General features: G+C 72.4%; 16 protein-coding genes and 1 pseudogene. 6 read left to right on the forward strand and 11 right to left on the reverse strand.

Annotated elements, in window-relative coordinates:
- Window positions 1-194: 194 nt before the first annotated feature.
- The gene (locus V7E45_RS15345; RefSeq protein ID WP_333774713.1) at window positions 195-1,526 is read right to left on the reverse strand and encodes an aminotransferase class I/II-fold pyridoxal phosphate-dependent enzyme; all 1,332 of its coding nucleotides are present in this window, start codon (window positions 1,524-1,526) and stop codon (window positions 195-197) included.
- Between the two features lie 35 nt (window positions 1,527-1,561).
- On the opposite strand from V7E45_RS15345, the gene V7E45_RS15350 reads away from it, so the two are divergent.
- A complete protein-coding gene (locus V7E45_RS15350) occupies window positions 1,562-2,245 on the forward strand; it encodes a pyridoxamine 5'-phosphate oxidase family protein (protein ID WP_333774714.1) in 684 nt (227 codons plus the stop codon).
- 167 nt (window positions 2,246-2,412) lie between these two features.
- Here the strand turns inward: V7E45_RS15350 and V7E45_RS15355 are convergent, their stop codons facing one another.
- Together V7E45_RS15355 and V7E45_RS15360 are read right to left on the reverse strand one after the other, a co-directional pair.
- Window positions 2,413-3,417, reverse strand: coding sequence for an EamA family transporter (locus V7E45_RS15355; RefSeq protein WP_333774715.1), 1,005 nt, complete (start codon window positions 3,415-3,417; stop codon window positions 2,413-2,415).
- A 105-nt stretch (window positions 3,418-3,522) separates the two neighbouring features.
- On the reverse strand, window positions 3,523-4,104 hold the full coding sequence (locus V7E45_RS15360) for a Clp protease N-terminal domain-containing protein (RefSeq protein WP_333774716.1): 582 nt from the start codon (window positions 4,102-4,104) through the stop codon (window positions 3,523-3,525).
- A 214-nt stretch (window positions 4,105-4,318) separates the two neighbouring features.
- On the opposite strand from V7E45_RS15360, the gene V7E45_RS15365 reads away from it, so the two are divergent.
- Complete coding sequence (locus tag V7E45_RS15365) at window positions 4,319-4,750, forward strand: type II toxin-antitoxin system Rv0910 family toxin (protein ID WP_333774717.1); 432 nt, start codon at window positions 4,319-4,321, stop codon at window positions 4,748-4,750.
- Window positions 4,751-4,844: 94 nt separating this feature from the next.
- Here the strand turns inward: V7E45_RS15365 and V7E45_RS15370 are convergent, their stop codons facing one another.
- Window positions 4,845-5,486, reverse strand: coding sequence for a PadR family transcriptional regulator (locus tag V7E45_RS15370; RefSeq protein WP_333774718.1), 642 nt, complete (start codon window positions 5,484-5,486; stop codon window positions 4,845-4,847).
- A 193-nt stretch (window positions 5,487-5,679) separates the two neighbouring features.
- Here V7E45_RS15370 and V7E45_RS15375 point away from each other — a divergent pair, with 193 nt between their 5' ends.
- The gene (locus V7E45_RS15375) at window positions 5,680-6,492 is read left to right on the forward strand and encodes a PhzF family phenazine biosynthesis protein (protein ID WP_333774719.1); all 813 of its coding nucleotides are present in this window, start codon (window positions 5,680-5,682) and stop codon (window positions 6,490-6,492) included.
- 41 nt (window positions 6,493-6,533) lie between these two features.
- Here the strand turns inward: V7E45_RS15375 and V7E45_RS15380 are convergent, their stop codons facing one another.
- Both V7E45_RS15380 and V7E45_RS15385 read right to left on the reverse strand, forming a co-directional pair.
- A complete protein-coding gene (locus V7E45_RS15380) occupies window positions 6,534-7,334 on the reverse strand; it encodes a CPBP family intramembrane glutamic endopeptidase (RefSeq protein WP_443056052.1) in 801 nt (266 codons plus the stop codon).
- A gap of 260 nt (window positions 7,335-7,594) precedes the next feature.
- Window positions 7,595-9,112 carry a glutamate--cysteine ligase gene (locus V7E45_RS15385; RefSeq protein WP_333774721.1) on the reverse strand — a complete coding sequence of 506 codons (1,518 nt, stop codon included), beginning with the start codon at window positions 9,110-9,112 and terminating at the stop codon, window positions 7,595-7,597.
- Window positions 9,113-9,682: 570 nt separating this feature from the next.
- Here V7E45_RS15385 and V7E45_RS15390 point away from each other — a divergent pair.
- Both V7E45_RS15390 and V7E45_RS15395 read left to right on the forward strand, forming a co-directional pair.
- Window positions 9,683-10,267 (forward strand): hypothetical protein, encoded by a 585-nt coding sequence (locus V7E45_RS15390; RefSeq protein WP_333774722.1) that lies wholly within the window; start codon window positions 9,683-9,685, stop codon window positions 10,265-10,267.
- Between the two features lie 335 nt (window positions 10,268-10,602).
- Complete coding sequence (locus tag V7E45_RS15395; protein ID WP_317447797.1) at window positions 10,603-10,809, forward strand: DUF5999 family protein; 207 nt, start codon at window positions 10,603-10,605, stop codon at window positions 10,807-10,809.
- A gap of 173 nt (window positions 10,810-10,982) precedes the next feature.
- Here the strand turns inward: V7E45_RS15395 and V7E45_RS15400 are convergent, their stop codons facing one another.
- From V7E45_RS15400 to V7E45_RS15420, 5 genes and pseudogenes are all read right to left on the reverse strand, one after another.
- On the reverse strand, window positions 10,983-11,846 hold the full coding sequence (locus V7E45_RS15400) for a carbohydrate ABC transporter permease (protein ID WP_333774723.1): 864 nt from the start codon (window positions 11,844-11,846) through the stop codon (window positions 10,983-10,985).
- Window positions 11,843-12,841: a carbohydrate ABC transporter permease gene (locus V7E45_RS15405; RefSeq protein ID WP_333774724.1), complete on the reverse strand. Its 999-nt coding sequence runs from the start codon at window positions 12,839-12,841 to the stop codon at window positions 11,843-11,845. The genes V7E45_RS15400 and V7E45_RS15405 overlap by 4 nt, the downstream gene beginning before the upstream one ends.
- A 5-nt stretch (window positions 12,842-12,846) precedes the next feature.
- Window positions 12,847-14,142: an extracellular solute-binding protein gene (locus V7E45_RS15410; RefSeq protein WP_333774725.1), complete on the reverse strand. Its 1,296-nt coding sequence runs from the start codon at window positions 14,140-14,142 to the stop codon at window positions 12,847-12,849.
- 146 nt (window positions 14,143-14,288) lie between these two features.
- Window positions 14,289-14,573 carry a hypothetical protein gene (locus V7E45_RS15415; RefSeq protein WP_333774744.1) on the reverse strand — a complete coding sequence of 95 codons (285 nt, stop codon included), beginning with the start codon at window positions 14,571-14,573 and terminating at the stop codon, window positions 14,289-14,291.
- A 146-nt stretch (window positions 14,574-14,719) separates the two neighbouring features.
- Window positions 14,720-15,022, reverse strand: a pseudogene (locus V7E45_RS15420) (hypothetical protein); the annotation flags it as partial.
- Between V7E45_RS15420 and V7E45_RS15425 the strand changes: the two are divergent.
- Window positions 15,021-15,551, forward strand: coding sequence for a universal stress protein (locus tag V7E45_RS15425; protein ID WP_333774726.1), 531 nt, complete (start codon window positions 15,021-15,023; stop codon window positions 15,549-15,551). The pseudogene V7E45_RS15420 and the gene V7E45_RS15425 sit on opposite strands and share 2 nt — an antisense overlap.
- Window positions 15,552-15,661 lie beyond the last annotated feature (110 nt).

Raw genomic sequence — 15,661 nt, forward strand, 5'->3', positions numbered from 1 at the left:
CCCCCACCCCGGGCCGAAGGCCCACCCCCACGAACGTCCGCACCAGGCCGCCGGCAGGGCGCCACCGCCCAAGCCCTCGCGGCGCCTCCCGGGTACCGGGGTACGGCGCAGCCCTGCCCCGAGGCGCGCCGCTTCCGGCCCAGGCCGCTCTCACTCCCCGGCCGGGAGCCCCTTGCGCGTGCGTCCGCGCCGGACTACACGTACGTCCGGGCCGGGGTCGGGCGGACCGCTGCCGCCACCGCCTCGGCCAGTGGGCCGGGCTCCTCGGGGGTCAGCGTCGAGATCGTGATGCGGATGCCGGGCGGCGAGCCCAGGCGGAACCGGGCGCCCGGGGTGACCGCCCAGCCGCCGTGCAGGAGCCGGGCCACCGCGCCCGTCTCGTCCGGCACGGGCACCCACACGTTCATCCCGCTACGGCCGTGCGCCACCACTCCGCGCTCGGCCAGCGCCCCGATCAGGGCGTCGCGCCGGGCGCCGTACGAGGCCGCCACCGCGCGCGTGTCCACCGCGCCGTCCGCCCACAGGCGCACCACCGCCCGCTGGACGATCCGGCTCACCCAGCCGGGGCCGAGGCGCTGGCGCCCGCGCACCCGGTCCAGGGTCACGGCGTCCCCGGTGAACACGGCGAGGCGCAGATCCGGCCCCCAGGCCTTGGCCACGGAGCGCACGAAGGCCCAGTGGCGCGTGACACCGGCGAGCGGGTGCAGCGGGAGGTCGACGATCCCGTGCCCGTGGTCGTCCTCGATCAGCAGCGTCTCGGGGTGCTCCGCGAGCACGGATCTCAGCGCACGCGCGCGTGGCGCGGTCAGCGCCGCGCCGGTCGGGTTCTGCGCCCGGTCGGTGACGACCAGGGCACGCGCCCCGGACCGCAGCGCGCTGCGGACGTCGTCCGGCCGCGGCCCCTCGTCGTCCACGCCCACCGGGACCGTGCGGAAGCCGAGCGCGGACACCAGGTCGAGCAGGCTGCCCCAGCCGGGATCCTCCACGGCCACCGGATCGCCCGGTCTGAGGTGCGCGGCGAGCACCCGCTCGATCGCGTCCAGGGACCCGGAGGCCACGGCGACGGCGCCGTCCGGCACCCCGTCGGCGTCCAGGGCGGCCCGGGCAAGGCGGGTCAGCTCCGGTTCCACGGGGGCATGGCCGTACAGCACGGGCTCCCGGTCGCTCTGGGCCGCTGCCGCCGCGAACGCGTCCGCGAGGCCCGGCAGCAGCGCGGGGTCCGGGTTGCCGTCGGCCACGTTCCGCACGCCGTCCGGCACGTCCACCCGGATCTGCTCGCGCCCGGTGGTGGCCGGCTTGGGCCGGACCCTGCTGCCGCGGCGTCCGGCGGTCTCGATCACCCCGCGTTCGCGCAGGGTGCGGTAGGCGGCGGCCACGGTGTTCGGGTTCACCCCGAGCCGGGTCGCCAACTCCCGCATGGGAGGCAGTGGTTGGCCGGGTTCAAGCTCGCCTGCGCCCACCGCGCGCTCGACGCTGGCCGCGATCTCGGCTGCGCCCTGTCCCTGGATCGGATACTCTCCTAGCACAAAACTAATTATGCACTAGTGCAATGGAGAGCGCCATGCAGGGCACCCAGGAAACTCCGCCGCAGTCCGCCGCGTACACCCCGACCGACCGCACGGTGCCCACGCGTTCCGCGGAGAAGGCGTCGTACGACCGGGACGTGGTGCACGCGATACTCGACGAGGGCTACGTCTGCCACCTCGGGTTCGTGCGCGACGGGGCGCCCGTGGTGCTGCCCACCTTGTACGGCCGGGTCGGCGAGCGGCTCTACGTGCACGGGTCCACCGGCTCGCGGCCGCTGCGGATGACCGGCGTCGCCGACCCGGGTCTCGAGGTGTGCCTGACGGTGACCCATGTCGACGGGCTGGTGCTGGCGCGCTCGGCCTTCCACCACTCGATCAACTACCGCTCCGTGGTGGTGCACGGCATCGCGCACGAGGTCACCGACCCCGAGGAGCGCAGGCTGGCCCTGGACGCCCTGGTGGACCACGTGGTGCCGGGCCGGTCGGCCGACTCCCGGCCCGCGAACAAGAAGGAGCTGGCGGCCACCGCGGTGATCCGCCTCGACCTGGACGAGGTCTCCGCGAAGATCCGCACGGGCGGCGCGAACGACGAGCCCGAGGACCTCGACCTGCCGCACTGGGCCGGCGTCGTCCCGCTCCGCAAGGGCTACGAGACTCCGGTCGGCAACGCCGACCTGGCGGCGGGCATCGAGACGCCCGGGTACCTTTCGGCCCTCTGACCGCCCACGGCGCCTTGGCCGCGCCCGTCGGCAGTGCCCACCGGCAAGGCCCGACGACCGGGTCCGGCCGCGGGCCCTGCCGTGGGTCCGGCGGCCGCGTCCGTCAGCGGGGCGAGGCAACGGCCGGAAGCGGAAGGACGAGCGCGCACGCCGGCACGCTCAACACCTCAGGCCGCCGTGCCCCGCGCGGACAGTTCCTGTTCCGCGCCGCCCGTCGCGACCGGCTCGGAGGAGCCCTTGGCGGGGGTGGAGGACTGGGCGATGAACGCGCCGACGAGGACGACGGCGCCGCCCAGCACCTGGGGGGCCGACAGGTGCTCGCCGAGCAGGACCCAGGCCAGCACGGTCGCGATGACCGCCTCCAGGCAGGCGACGACGCCCGCGACCTGCGGGGACAACCGCCGCACCGAGAGCACGCCGGTGATGTACGCGACGACCGTGGCGACCAGGACGATCCAGGCCAGCAGGGCGAAGGCGGGGACGGCGGTGCCGTCCAGGTGCGCGGAGCCGCGCAGCACCGACCAGTCCATCGTCCAGGGGCGGGCCACCACGGTCAGCACGGCGGCGCCGACGAGCAGGCCGTAGGCGATGACGCCGAGCGGGTCGGGCGCCTCCTCGCCCGCCTCACTGCCCTGGTCGGCGAGGACGAAGTAGCCGACCTGGCAGCAGGCGGCGCCGAGCGCGAGCAGCAGCCCGAGCGGGTCGAAGCTCAGCCCCGACCACACCTCGACCACACAGGCGAGGCCGCCGGCGGCGAGGACCACCCCGAGCGCGGCCGCGCGCGAGACGGGCCGCCGCTGCACGAACCGCACCCAGCCGAGCACGAGCGCGGGGGCCAGGTACTCGACGAGCAGCGCCACACCCACCGGGATCCGGGAGAGCGCGGCGAAGTAGCAGGCCTGGACACCGGCGACGGCGAGCAGTCCGAACCCGGCGAGCAGCGCGGGACGGCGGCGCAGCAGGGCGCGGTGCCGCACCGCCAGCGGCAGCATCACCACGGCGGCGCCCGCGACCCTGAGCCACACCACGTGGAGCGGGTCGAGACCCGCCTCGATCAGCGGCTTGGCCGCCACTCCCGACCCACCGAAGGCCAGTGCCGAGGCGAGCGCGAGACCGAGCCCGGCACCCCTGCCGTGACCGCCCTGACTGCTTCCAGACGTATGCACCGGCACATGATGACAGGGGACGACAGGAGCGTCATCCCCGTTGACACCTGTCTCAGGAGATGGACAGGAGCAGGGCCACCCGGCTTTGATCCGGCGGGTGGCCGCACCGGGTCAGCAGAGGGCCGCGCCGTCGCCCGCGTACTCCTCCCCGGGTCCGTCGATGCGGGCGCGCAGCTCATGGGCGGTGATGCCGGCGCGCTCCAGGACCTCGACGGCCCGGGAACCCGGGTCCGTGATGAGCGCGGCGAGCAGGTCGGGGCCGCCGGCCGGCGCACCGCCCCGCCGCCGGGCGCGGCGGCGGGCGTCTTCCATGGCGGCGGCCGCGGCGGGCGACCATGCCCCCGCCTCCCTGGACTCACCGCCGTGCGGGGCCCGGTCCGGTACGACGGCGATCGCGCCGGAGTCCTCGACGGTGCTCTGCCAGCGCAGCCCGTAGCCGATGCTGCGCTGCACGAGGTAGCCGAGCAGCCGGGCGAGCTGCGGGGTGGCGCCGACGGCGGAGCGGACCTCGGGGTCCTGCTCGAGGAGCGAGTGGAGCAGGTGGGCGGTGTCGACCTGCCGGTCCCCGTCCCGCACCGCCCGGCGGCGGGCACCGGATACCACCGCGACGAGCTCGGCGCTGAGTCCGGCTTCGTCGTCGGGGCGCGGTCCGCCCTGCTCACCGGCGGGCTGACGGGTTACACGGTGTTGCACACCCTCCACCTCATCAGCCACGGCGGGCCCGGTCATCCACGAGGGGAACCATTTCCGCGTGCCGCACAGAGTGGACGCCACCGCTCGGAATCTCATCCTTGGGGAGGAGATCAGGCCGGGGAACGACCATTCCTGACGGTTCATCAGTATTGAATGTTCGAGGGCCTGCGGCTACGTTCCGCGACACCGTAGCCCGAGACGAAGGGGTGGTCGCATGGCCGAAGTCAGCGCCGAGGCACGCATCCAGGCACCGGCCGAGCAGGTGTGGACCCGGCTCACCGACTGGTCGTCGTACGGCGAGTGGAACGCGACCCACACCAGCTTCCCCGAGGGCGGACCCGAGAGCCTCGCGGTGGGCGGGAGGTTCCAGGAGAACATGAAGCTCATGGGCTTCCCGGCCGAGGTCGACTGGACCATCGAGGAGCTGGAACCGGCCAGGGTGCTCGCCATCCGAGGCAAGGGCCCGATGGCGGTGACCGTGGCCACCCGCTACACGCTCACCCCGGACGGCGACACGACGACGGTCCGCATCGAAGGCGAGTTCACCGGCGCCGCGGTCTCCCTGATGGCCGGAAAGCTCAAGGACTCGGCGACGGCCGCGCTGAACGAGTCGCTGCGCAAGCTGGACGGACTCGTGACCGCCTGACCGTCTCCCCGGAGCCGGAGCCGGAGCCGGAGCCGGACGCGCGAAAGCGCCCCGCGGGGATTCCACGGGGCGCCTTCGCCGGGGCCGTCGGTCCTCAGTCCTCGTCTGCGAGGATGAGGTACAGCTTCTTGCGGGCCTCGTTGACGACGGCCAGCGCCTTCTCGCGCTGTTCCTTCGTGCCGGTGTTCCAGACCTGCCCGAACGCCTGCATCAGACCGAAGCCGGCCTGCCTGACCTCGCCGAGCGCCTCCCAGTCGACCCCACGCGAGGCCTCCTCCCAGGGAGCCTCCGGGCCCTCCTCCGCGGCGGCGCGGCCGGCCTCGGTCAGGGCGAACAGCTTCTTGCCGCCCTCGCTCTCACTGGCGATCAGGCCCTCGTCCTCCAGCAGTTGGAGGGTGGGGTAGACCGAGCCGGGGCTCGGTTTCCACGCGCCACCGCTGCGCTCGGCGATCTCCTGGATCATCTCGTAGCCGTGCATCGGCCGGTCCCCGAGCAGGGCGAGGATCGAGGCGCGCACATCGCCGCGCCGCGCCCTACCCCGCGGTCCGCCGCGTCCGCGCGGCCCCCAGGGTCCCGGGCCGAAGCCGGGACCGCCCGGACCGAATCCCGGGCCTCCGGGGCCGAAGGGCCCGAAGGCGGCCCGACTGCCGTCGAAGCCTCCGGGACCGAATCCGCCCCGGCCGCGCCGGCCCGGGCCGTCCTGACGATGTCCACGCTCGAATCCGTGGGTACGCATCGCGATCACTCCATTCCATCGCTGATCAGTCACGTATCAATCGCGTCTCTTACGCGATGTCTCGACGATATATCGGTAGTGTTGAGTTGACAAGCCCCTTCCCGGAGCGGGGCCACGGCGGAGCGGCGAAATCGGTCCAGGGGGCGTCGATTGGCCTTGGTCAGCTGCCCGCGGCCGCTCTAGCGTCTGCGCCATGCGCATTCGAATCGTCGACGCTTTCACCGACCGGCCCTTCGCCGGCAACCCGGCCGGGGTCCTGCTCCTGGACGACGTCTTCCCGGACGACGACTGGCTGCGGAACGTGGCCCTCGAGGTCAACCACGCCGAGACGGCGTTCGCGCACCGGTTGCCGGCGGGAGGCGAAACGGACTGGGCGCTGCGCTGGTTCACCCCCGTCGCCGAGGTCGCGATGTGCGGTCACGCGACCCTCGCCACCGCCCACGTCCTGCACGCCACCGGCGCCCACGAGGGGCCGGTGCGGTTCGCCACCCGCAGCGGGGTCCTCGTCGCCACGCCCGGCCCGGACGGCTGGATCACCCTGGACTTCCCCACAGCGCCGCTCACCGCCGTGGAGGTCCCCGAAGGACTCGCCGAGGCACTGGGTGCCGAGCCCGTCGTCGTCTACGACACCGGGCCGAACGTCGGTGACCTGCTGGTGGAACTGGCCGACGAGCGGACGGTCCTCAAGCTCGCCCCCGACCACAAGGCACTGGCGGCGCACTCCACGCGCGGAGTCATCGCCACGGCCCGCGCCGACGACCCCTCGCTCGGCCACGACTTCGTGTCCCGGTGCTTCTTCCCCAACGTCGGCATCGACGAGGACCCCGTCACCGGCAGCGCCCACACCGCGCTCGCCCCGCACTGGTCCGCGCGCCTGGGCCGCGACGACCTCGTCGGTCTGCAGGCGTCCCGGCGCAGCGGCCTGGTCCGCACCGGGCTGCGCGGCGACCGCACCCTGCTGACCGGCCGCGCGGTCACGGTCATCGAGGGCGACCTGCTCGCCTGAGCGACGCGGGGCCCGCCGTCCGCCCGGCGGCGGACGGGTGCTCAGGCCGTCGGCAGCCAGCCCACCTTGCCCGCGAGCAGGGCGTAGCCGACGAAGGCGCCGATGTCGAGCAGGGAGTGCGCGACGACCAACGGCCCGACCCGGCGCCAGCGACGGTAGAGCAGGACGAACACCACGCCCATGACCATGTTGCCGAGGAAGCCGCCGATGCCCTGGTAGAGGTGGTAGGAGCCGCGCAGGACCGCACTGGCCACCAGCGCGGTCCCCGGCGTCCAGCCCAACTGCCCGAGCCTGCGCAGCAGATAGCCGACGACGATGACCTCCTCCAGGATCGCGTTCTGCAGCGCGGAGAGGATCAGCACCGGGAACTTCCACCAGACGCCGGGCAGCGCCTCGGGGACCACGGTGAGGTTGAAGCCGAGGCCGCGCGCGGCCAGGTAGAAGGCGATGCCGGTGCTCCCGATCACGGCCGCGACCGCGGCACCCCGGCCGAGGTCGGGCCAGGGGCGGGTGCGGTCGAAGCCGAGGGTGCGCAGGCTCTCGCCCTCGCGCAGCAGCAGGTGGGCCACCAGGGCCACGGGGACCAGGGCGCTGGCGATGCCGAACAGCTGCCAGGCGAGGTCGAGCCAGGGGCGGCCGGGCGCGGCGGAGGCGTTGAGCGTGGCCGCCTGGTCCTTGAGCCCGCCCGGTTTGGTGACCGAACCGATGAAGCTGATCAGCGCGGACACCCCGCTCGCCCCGAGCGAGAGCGCCAGCACGAGCAGCGTCTCGTCGCGGAAGATCCGCCGCGGGAACGGCTCCCGCGGGTGAGCGACGGCCAGCGGGTCAGCCTCCACGTGCACTCCTGCCTTCGGTCCGGACCTGCGAGGACACAGCATGCCGGATCGGGCCGGTAGCCGCTTGCCCGGGCCCGGCTTCGACGCCCGGGCCGCCCGCCCCGCCCGTCCGGCCCGGCACCCCGGCTCCCCAGTCGCTCCCCACCACGCCCCGCCGCTCCCGGCCGGGCCGTGCGGACCGGGGGACGGCACCGAGACCGAGGGGCCCCGGGCCGATGCCGACCCGGGGCCCCCTCGGACCTCGCACGCGGGACATGCCCGGCACCTCACCCCAGCGGCACCGGCTCCGGCAGGCCGACCGGCCAGGTGTGGACCGGCTCTCCCACGTGCATCAGCTCGGCGTAGCGGCGGGTGGTCGCGGCCAGCGCGGCCTGCCGGGTCAGGCCCTGCTCCAGGGCCCGGTGGAAGGTGGCCGCCTGCCATGACGCGCCGTTCACCCGGCGCCGGCAGCGCTCCTCGATGACGCCCAGGTAGAGGTCACGGTCGGCGGCCTCCACGCCCCAGGCGTCCAGCCCGGCCGAGGCCAGCGGCAGCAGCTCGTCGCGGACCAGGGTGACCGCGTCGACCTCGCCGGTACCGCCGTAGCGTCCCCGGCGCGGCCAGACGAACCGCGCGTCGATGCCGTGCCGGCACGCCGCGTCGAAGTTGGCCTCGGCGGCCTCGAAGGGCAGCCGGGTCCACACCGGCCGGGACTCCTCGGCCAGCGCGCGCACCAGGCCGTAGTAGAAGGCGGCGTTGGCGATCACGTCGATGATGGTCGGCCCGGCCGGCAGCACCCGGTTCTCCACGCGCAGGTGCGGGACACCGTCCGCGATGTCGTAGACGGGCCGGTTCCAGCGGTAGACCGTGCCGTTGTGCAGGACCAGCTCGGCGAGCCGGGGAATGCCACCGGCGTCGAGGACCTCCAGCGGCTCCTCGTCGGAGCAGATCGGCAGCAGCGCCGGGAAGAAGCGCAGGTTCTCCTCGAACAGCTCCTGCGCGGAGGAGATCCACCGCTCGCCGAACCAGGTGCGCGGCCGGACGCCCTGGGCCTGGAGTTCCGGCGGGCGGGTGTCGGTGGCCTGCAGGAACAGCGGTGGGCGGGATTCCCGCCACAGCTCGTGCCCGAACAGGAACGGCGAGTTGGCGCCGACGGCGATCTGCGCCGCGCAGGCCGCCTGGGCCGCGTTCCACACGTCGGCGAAGCGCGACGGGGTGACCTGGAGGTGCAGCTGCACGGAGGTGCAGGCGGCCTCCGGGACGATGGACTTCGAGGTGCAGGTCAGATGCTCGACACCGTCGATGTCGAGGCGGAAGTCCTCGCCCCGCGCGGCCACGATCTGGTCGTTGAGCAGGGTGTAGCGGTCGACCTCGGAAAGGTTGGAGGAAACCAGGTCGTCGCGGTCCAGCGTGGGCAGGATGCCGATCATCACGATTCCGGCGTCCACTTCACCGGCCTTGCGGTCGGCGTACGCCAGAGAGGTGCGCAGTTCCTCCGCGAGCCGGTCGAAAACCCTGCCTCCCAGTCGGTGCGGGGCGATGTTCACTTCCAGATTGAACATCGCGAGCTCCGTTTGGAAATCGCGGCTCGCGATGCGCTCCAGCACCTGCCCGTTCAGCATTCTGGGCATACCGTCGGGGCCGGCGAGATTCAATTCGATCTCGACGCCCATCAGGTTCTTGGCTCGGTCGAACCGCTTCTCGACCAGCAGCCGCTCGAGTCCCGCCAGACACTTGTGGAGCTTTTCGCGGTAGCGCTGGCGATCGGACAGGTCGAACTGCCCTGCCACGACCTTCTCCCCCATCGAAGTGTCCCTCCTCGGATGGCGTGCCGCAGATCCGGCCGCCGGGGTCCCGGGTCCGGTTGGGATGATGCCCAGCGGAAGCGATCGATAACGTCCCGCACGAGCCCGGCGCCCGCTACGCTGTCTGAATGTTCCCCGCGGCACATTCACGGGGCATGACGCAAGTCGCAACTTCGGGTGCCCCGATCGCCTCGTGAAAAACGCCGACGACATTCGGCCGACCGCGGTGGCGGCGTGTTACGAGGTCAGCAGCACCCGCCCCGACGGGAAATCGGGATGTTATACGCAAATCAACGGCTGAATAGACCCTTGCCCGGCCGACCGCAAAGCGATAGACGAAACATCGCGTGAACACGTGTCGTATAAACTTCGCGAACAAGGCCTAAGGTTGGCGCCCGCGGTCCCGGTTTCTGTCGTGTTCCTGCCGTCAAGGTGACGGGCGGCAGGCCTCAGCCGCACCCTCGTCCAGCGGTCCGGGCCCCCACCTCTCAGGCCACCCCGTGAGCAGACAGCGCCGTCCGCCCCACCTCCCTCGCGCCGCCGCGCCTGTCGAACGAGAGGCGACCCACCATGCCGCTGCACGTGCCCCCTGCCCCCGCGCCCGCACTGCGCTCCGTCCTCACGGCCCTCGGTTCCCCCACCGCGGTCCGTGAGGCCCGAACCCCCTCCCTGCGCGCGGCGCAGGGGCCGGCGACACCCGAACTCCCGCTTCCCGTGTACGTGTTGGACCGGATCACCGCGCAGGGCCTGTCGGCGACGCGACTGGCCGGCTGGCGCTTCCTGATCCGCTGCGGCGACCGGGCGGTGGCCGCGGCCGACACCATGCTGACACCGGACGGCTGGGCCTTCTCGCACTTCTTCGAGGGCCCTTACATCGCCTCGACCGAACGCGCGCTGCAGCAGGCCGAGGCACTGCCACAGCCCTACCAGCCGCGACTGCTGTCCGTCCCGGGGCTGTACATGCTCACCCTGTGGCTGCACGGCGACGTGGCCGCCGACGCGACCGAGGGCCACCCGGCCGCCACCGACCTGCTCGTGCCACTGGCCCCGGCACCGCCCGGGATCTCGTCCCACCGACCGCACCGGGTGGCCGAGTTGCTGCCGGTGCTGACACATCGGGCTTCTCCCGTCAAACTGCTCGGTTCACCTGCCTGACCAGCGGCTCGCGTACCCCGCTTCCCGTCCGGGAAGCGGGGTACGGCCGTCTTTCCACGCCGATCACCACGATCGCGCTCGTACGAGCCATTACCCGCTCCGACGAGATGGAAAAGGGATCTTCTCCGACCGGACTAGCCCTATCCGGCCACTGCGAACCACCCAAAAGGACAGTGCAGTTGAAATGAACCGTCCGGCAGGGTGACGCGTCATGAACCTGTGAGAAGCGGTGCCGCGAAATCCCTGCGGAATGACGCCCAGAGGGCAACACTGGGTTCCGACCGACTATCACCACGGGGGACGCAATGACCACGACAGAGCGAGAGATCCCACCCATGTGCCAGCACCAGCCGCCGTGTCCGCCAGCCGAGTCCGCCGACCGGGAGTCCGCCCGCCTTGTGGCGCACCACCCGGAGCAGGGGTGGAGCCTGCTGTGCAACGGCGTCCTGCTCTTCGAGGACACGGGTGAGCTGCTCCCCGACGGCCGTGTCATCGCCCCGCACCGCCCGCTGGGCGCGGACCGGGTGATGACCGCCGCCTGAGCGGTGACCCGGGCGGTCCGCCGTACCGCCCGTGACCCACAGGGGCCGGCCGCACGATCTCGGTGCGCACCGGCCCCGACGCGTGTCCGGGGACGACTACGGTCCGTGGCCGAACGCCACCGCAGTGCTCCCACGGCGGCGTGAGCCGGTCCGTCCGGTGCCCGTGGGGCCGCTCAGCCCTTGGTGGCACCGGCGGTGAGGCCACCGACGAGCTGACGCTCGGCGACCGTGTAGAAGGCGAGCGCGGGGACCATGGCGAGCACGAGATAGGCGAAGACCCGCGCGTACTCGGCCGAGTACTGGCCCTGGAACTGCTGGACGCCGATGGGCAGGGTCCACCAGCCGCTGTCGGTGAACACCAGCAGCGGCAGGAAGAAGTTGTTCCAGCTCGTGACGACGGCGAGCACCGAGACGGTACCGAGCGCGGGCCTGGCCATGGGCAGCAGCACCCGCCAGAAGAAGCCGAAGGCGCTGCACCCGTCGAGCGTGGCGGCCTCCTCCAGCTCGCCGGGGATCTGCCGGAAGAAGCCGCGCAGAATGATGATCGTCATGGGCAGCCCGAAGGCGGCCTGCGGGAGGATCACGCCGAGCGGGTTGTCCAGCAGGTCAAGGGAGCGCAGGAGGAGGAAGAGGGGCAGCGCAGCCACGGCGAAGGGGAACATCAGCCCCATCGTGAAGAAGGTGAACAGCACCTCCCGCCCGCGGAAGGCGAACCGGGCGAAGGAGAAGGCCGCGAGGGCGGACACGGCCACCACCAACGCGGTCGTCGCCACGGCGATCAGCGTGCTGTTGCCGAGGAGCCGCCAGAAGTCGCCCGAGCCGAGGATGCCGGTGTAGTTGCCGGTGCGCCACCGGTCGGGCAGCCCGAACGGGTTGCGGGACAGCTCGTCGGTGGACTTGAAGCCGGACAGGACGGCGTACAGCAGGGGTACGACCATCAGCGCGCCGACCGCGAGGAGGACCGTGTGCAGCGGCAGGCTCCGCGCCGCCCGCCGGGAGCGCGCTGTCGGGCGGGGCCGCGCCGTTCGCCGGATCATGTGCCGTCTCCCCTCATCGTCGTGGTGGCCCCTTCGAGGTCGCGGCGGAGCACGAACCGCTGGTAGGCGAGAGCGAAGACGAGGCAGACGGCGAACATGACCACACTGACCGCGCTGGCGTAGCCGACCTGGTAGCGCTTGAAGCCGTACTGGAACATGGTCACGGCCATCGTCTCGGAGTGGTGGTCGGGGCCGCCCTGGGTCACCACCCACACCAGGTCGAACAGCTGGATCGACCCGATGACGGACAGGAAGACGCTGATCCGCAGGGTGGGCGCGAGCAGCGGCAGGGTGACGTTGCGGAAGCGCTGCCAGGGGTTCGCGCCGTCGATCAGCGCCGCCTCCGTCAACTCGGCCGGGACGGACTGGAGTCCGGCCAGGAAGAGCATCATGTGGAAGCCGAAGTACTTCCAGGTCATGACGAGGAAGAGGGTCGCCATGACGGAGGAGGGGTCCGCGAACCACTCGCCGCCCAGGCCGTCGAGGCCGACGGCGCCCAGGACATGGTCGGCGAGCCCGTCGTCGGGGGCGAAGATCATGCCGAACAGGACACCGGTGATGGCCTCGGACAGGACGTAGGGCGCGAAGAACAGCATCCGGTACACCGCGCGGCCGCGCAGCCGCTGGTCGAGCAGGACCGCCATGGCGAGCGCGAACGGCAGCTGGAGCGCGAGCGAAAGGATCACCAGGAGCAGGCAGCGCCACAGGTCGCCCAGGAAGACCGGGTCCTGGAAGAGCCGGGTGAAGTTGTCCGCGCCCGTGTAGTCGGAGGGCATGCCGAAGCCGCCCCAGCGGAAGAACGCGGCGTACAGCGCGAACAGCATCGGCAGCAGCACGAGCCCGATGAACAGCACCAGAGCGGGCAGCTGGAAGGCGACCGCGGTGAGCCAGTGCAGCGCGCGCCGTCGCGCCCGCCCCCGGGCCGCGGGGGCGGCCGGGGGCGGCCGGTCGAGGGCGGGTCCGCCGCGCTCACCGGCGAGGAAGGTCGAGGTCATCGCGGCTACTGCTCTTCCTTAGCGGTCCTGGTGATGGACTGGGCGACCTGCGCCGGCGACTTGGAGCCGGCGATGAGTGCGGCCACGCTGTCGTTGACCTCCTGGCCGACGGCGGGCGCGTAGGCCTGGTCGAGGTACAGCTGGAAGCCGGTGGCGGCCTTCAACTGCGTCTGCACCGCCTTGAGGTTGGGGTCGGTGAGGACGTCCTCGGCGGCCGGGACGACCGGCAGCACCCCGGTCCTCCTGACCAGTTCGCGGTCGGTGGTCTCGGCGGCGAAGAACTTCAGGAAGTCGACGGCCGCCTGGGGGGCGCCCTTGCGCAGTGCGTGGCCGCCGCCTCCGCCGAACACCTCGGTGATCTTCCCGTTACCCCCCTCGACCTCGGGGAACGGGAAGAAGCCGAGGTCCGCGCCGAGCCCCTTGCCCGCGTCGGCCTCCACCACCGGGGCCCACTGGCCCATCAGCTCCATCGCCGCCTTGCCGTTGCCGACGGTGGCGGCCTGGCCGGTGGGCGTGGAGTAGGCGGCGCCGAGGAAGCCCTTCTGGAAGGGTCCGAGGTCGACCAGTTCCTTGAGGTGCTGTCCGGCCGCCACGAACCCGGAGCCGGTGAAGTCCTTGCTGTCACTGGCCTTGCGGAGCGCGTCGACGCCGGCGGTGCGCATGGCGAGGTAGGCCCAGTAGTACATGCCGGGCCACTTCTCCTTGCCCGCAAGGGCGAGCGGGGTGACGCCGGCGGACTTCAGCTTCCGCACGGCGTCGAGGAAGCCGCTCCACGTGGTCGGCGGCGTGGTGATCCCGGCCTTCCGGAAGAGCGACTTGTTGTACCAGAAGCCGATCATGCCGATGTCGAAGGGGATGCCGTACACCTTGCCGTCCAGCAGGTACGGCTGCTTGGCGACGGGCAGCAGTCCGTCGGCCCAGGGCTTGGTGGCGCCCGTGAGGTCCTCGACGAGTCCCGCCTCGACCTGCTGCTTCAGCACTCCGCCGCCCCAGGTGTGGAAGACGTCCGGTAGCTTCCCCGAGGCGATCAGCGCGGTCATCTTCGACTTGTAGGCGTCGTTCTCGAGCTGGACGATCTTCACCTTGACCTTCGGGTGCTGCGCCTCGAACTTCTTGGCGAGACCGGCCCAGACGGTCTTGGTCGGCTCCGTGGTCGAGATGTTCCACCACTCGATCGTGGTCGTCCCCGAGGACGACCCCCCGTCCGAGTCGCCGCCGCAGCCGCTGAGTGCGGCCGCGCCGAGGCCGGCGGCGACGGATGCGGCCAGGAAGCTGCGGCGGGACAGTGCAGGGTCGCCCATCATGCGCTCCTTCGAAACTTTCGGAGATGCTTCGGAGTGGGTCTCGACAAGAAAAACCGGGGACCACCGTCGAGCCGGGGTACGGTCGTCACGCGGCGGTGGGCCGAAACATTCGCTGTGAACTCCGAACGTTCCGAACGGCGACTCTAGGAAGGCGCGTCGGGAGCGTCAAGGTCTCGCGCACCGGCTCGCGGCTCGTAGTCGAACCAGTCGAAGGCCGCGCGCCCTTCCGTGACGTACATGCCGACGACACGGCCGGTGAACCCGCCGGCCACTTCCGTGGACAGACAGCGGCCGTCCAGTTCGGCCGGCCGGACCGCGCCTTCGGGAGTCTCGACCGAGAAGGCGACGGTGTCGGGCCCGGCCGGCGGTCGCGATCCCCGCTCGGCGCATGTCCACGGCGAGCGTGACCGGGCCCGGCGGCACCGGATGCGCCGCGAGACGCTGCCGCACCGGCCCGATCCGTACGATCACGGCGGCCGTCCCGCCGGCCACCTCCAATGCGGGCCACGGTGACCCCGGCCATGGCGCACCAGCACTCGCCGTCCTCGTCCCAGGCGAGGTCGGGGTCGAATCCGGGCAGGTCGATCCGGACCGGGTCTGACCACGGCCCCTCGGGGCGCTCGGCGGTGACGGGGAAGGTGCCTCCGGCGCCGACCGCGGTGCTGACGACGTGGAAGCAGCCCGCCGTGGTGCCGGATCGTCGGAGGTCGTCGAAAGTTTCGAACCTGCTGGCGAATCTACTGAGTTCCGGGGCCGCGCCCCCTTCGGATCCGGCTTCTCCGGCCGTCCCCGGCTGGTCGAATCCCCCCTGCGGGAGTGGGATGGAAGACGGAGCCCGTAAGCGGTCCCGGGCATCCGTGAGGAACGGTGGAGTCATGTCCCGTCACGACGCCTCGCCGACCCCCCGCGTGGTGGTCGGCGTGAGCGGCTCCCTGGGCAGCGTCACGGCCCTGCGCCGGGCCACCGCGCTGGCCCGCGCACTGGGGGCCGAGCTGTGGCCCGTGCTGGCCTGGGAGCCGCCCGGCGGTGATCCGGCGGCGCACCGCGCACCGGCCGCCGACCTGCTGGTCGAGGAGTGGCAGCGGCTGGCCAAGCAGCGCCTCGCCTCGGTGCTCGACGAGATCTTCGGCGAGGACGGCCCGGGGGTCACGATGCACGCCGTGATCGTGCGCGGCACCCCCGGCAGGGCCCTGGTGGCGACCGCGGACCGGGAGGACGACGTGCTGGTGGTCGGCGCGGGCCGGCGCGGACTGCAGCGCGCCTTCTCGGGCCGGGTCACCCGGCACTGCCTCACCCACGCCGGCTGCCCGGTCCTCGCGGTGCCGCCGTCGCCGCTGGAGTCCGACCTGGTCTCCGTCCACCGGCGCAACGCCTGGCACCTGCGCATGGACACCCGGGACCTGTGAGGCCCGACGAGTCCGTTCGCCGGGCCGGCCTCGCGGCCCCGGGCCCCTCCCGTCCGCTGCGGCTGCGGGCCGGCCATCGGCGGGGCAGCATGGAGATGTCGTACGAGATG

The sequence above is a fragment of the Streptomyces sp. IBSBF 3136 genome (assembly GCF_036815105.1).
In the GTDB taxonomy this organism is placed as follows: Bacteria; Actinomycetota; Actinomycetes; order Streptomycetales; family Streptomycetaceae; genus Streptomyces.

What these genes read in the sequence shown, in the direction of transcription:
- V7E45_RS15395 (WP_317447797.1), top strand. Translation starts at nt 10,603, where the DNA reads ATGTGCCAGCACCAGCCGCCGTGTCCGCCAGCCGAGTCCGCCGACCGG.
- V7E45_RS15375 (WP_333774719.1), top strand. Translation starts at nt 5,680, where the DNA reads ATGCGCATTCGAATCGTCGACGCTTTCACCGACCGGCCCTTCGCCGGC.
- V7E45_RS15390 (WP_333774722.1), top strand. Translation starts at nt 9,683, where the DNA reads ATGCCGCTGCACGTGCCCCCTGCCCCCGCGCCCGCACTGCGCTCCGTC.
- V7E45_RS15400 (WP_333774723.1), bottom strand. Translation starts at nt 11,846, where the DNA reads ATGATCCGGCGAACGGCGCGGCCCCGCCCGACAGCGCGCTCCCGGCGG.
- V7E45_RS15350 (WP_333774714.1), top strand. Translation starts at nt 1,562, where the DNA reads ATGCAGGGCACCCAGGAAACTCCGCCGCAGTCCGCCGCGTACACCCCG.
- V7E45_RS15385 (WP_333774721.1), bottom strand. Translation starts at nt 9,112, where the DNA reads ATGGGGGAGAAGGTCGTGGCAGGGCAGTTCGACCTGTCCGATCGCCAG.
- V7E45_RS15370 (WP_333774718.1), bottom strand. Translation starts at nt 5,486, where the DNA reads ATGCGTACCCACGGATTCGAGCGTGGACATCGTCAGGACGGCCCGGGC.
- V7E45_RS15425 (WP_333774726.1), top strand. Translation starts at nt 15,021, where the DNA reads ATGTCCCGTCACGACGCCTCGCCGACCCCCCGCGTGGTGGTCGGCGTG.
- V7E45_RS15365 (WP_333774717.1), top strand. Translation starts at nt 4,319, where the DNA reads ATGGCCGAAGTCAGCGCCGAGGCACGCATCCAGGCACCGGCCGAGCAG.
- V7E45_RS15405 (WP_333774724.1), bottom strand. Translation starts at nt 12,841, where the DNA reads ATGACCTCGACCTTCCTCGCCGGTGAGCGCGGCGGACCCGCCCTCGAC.
- V7E45_RS15410 (WP_333774725.1), bottom strand. Translation starts at nt 14,142, where the DNA reads ATGGGCGACCCTGCACTGTCCCGCCGCAGCTTCCTGGCCGCATCCGTC.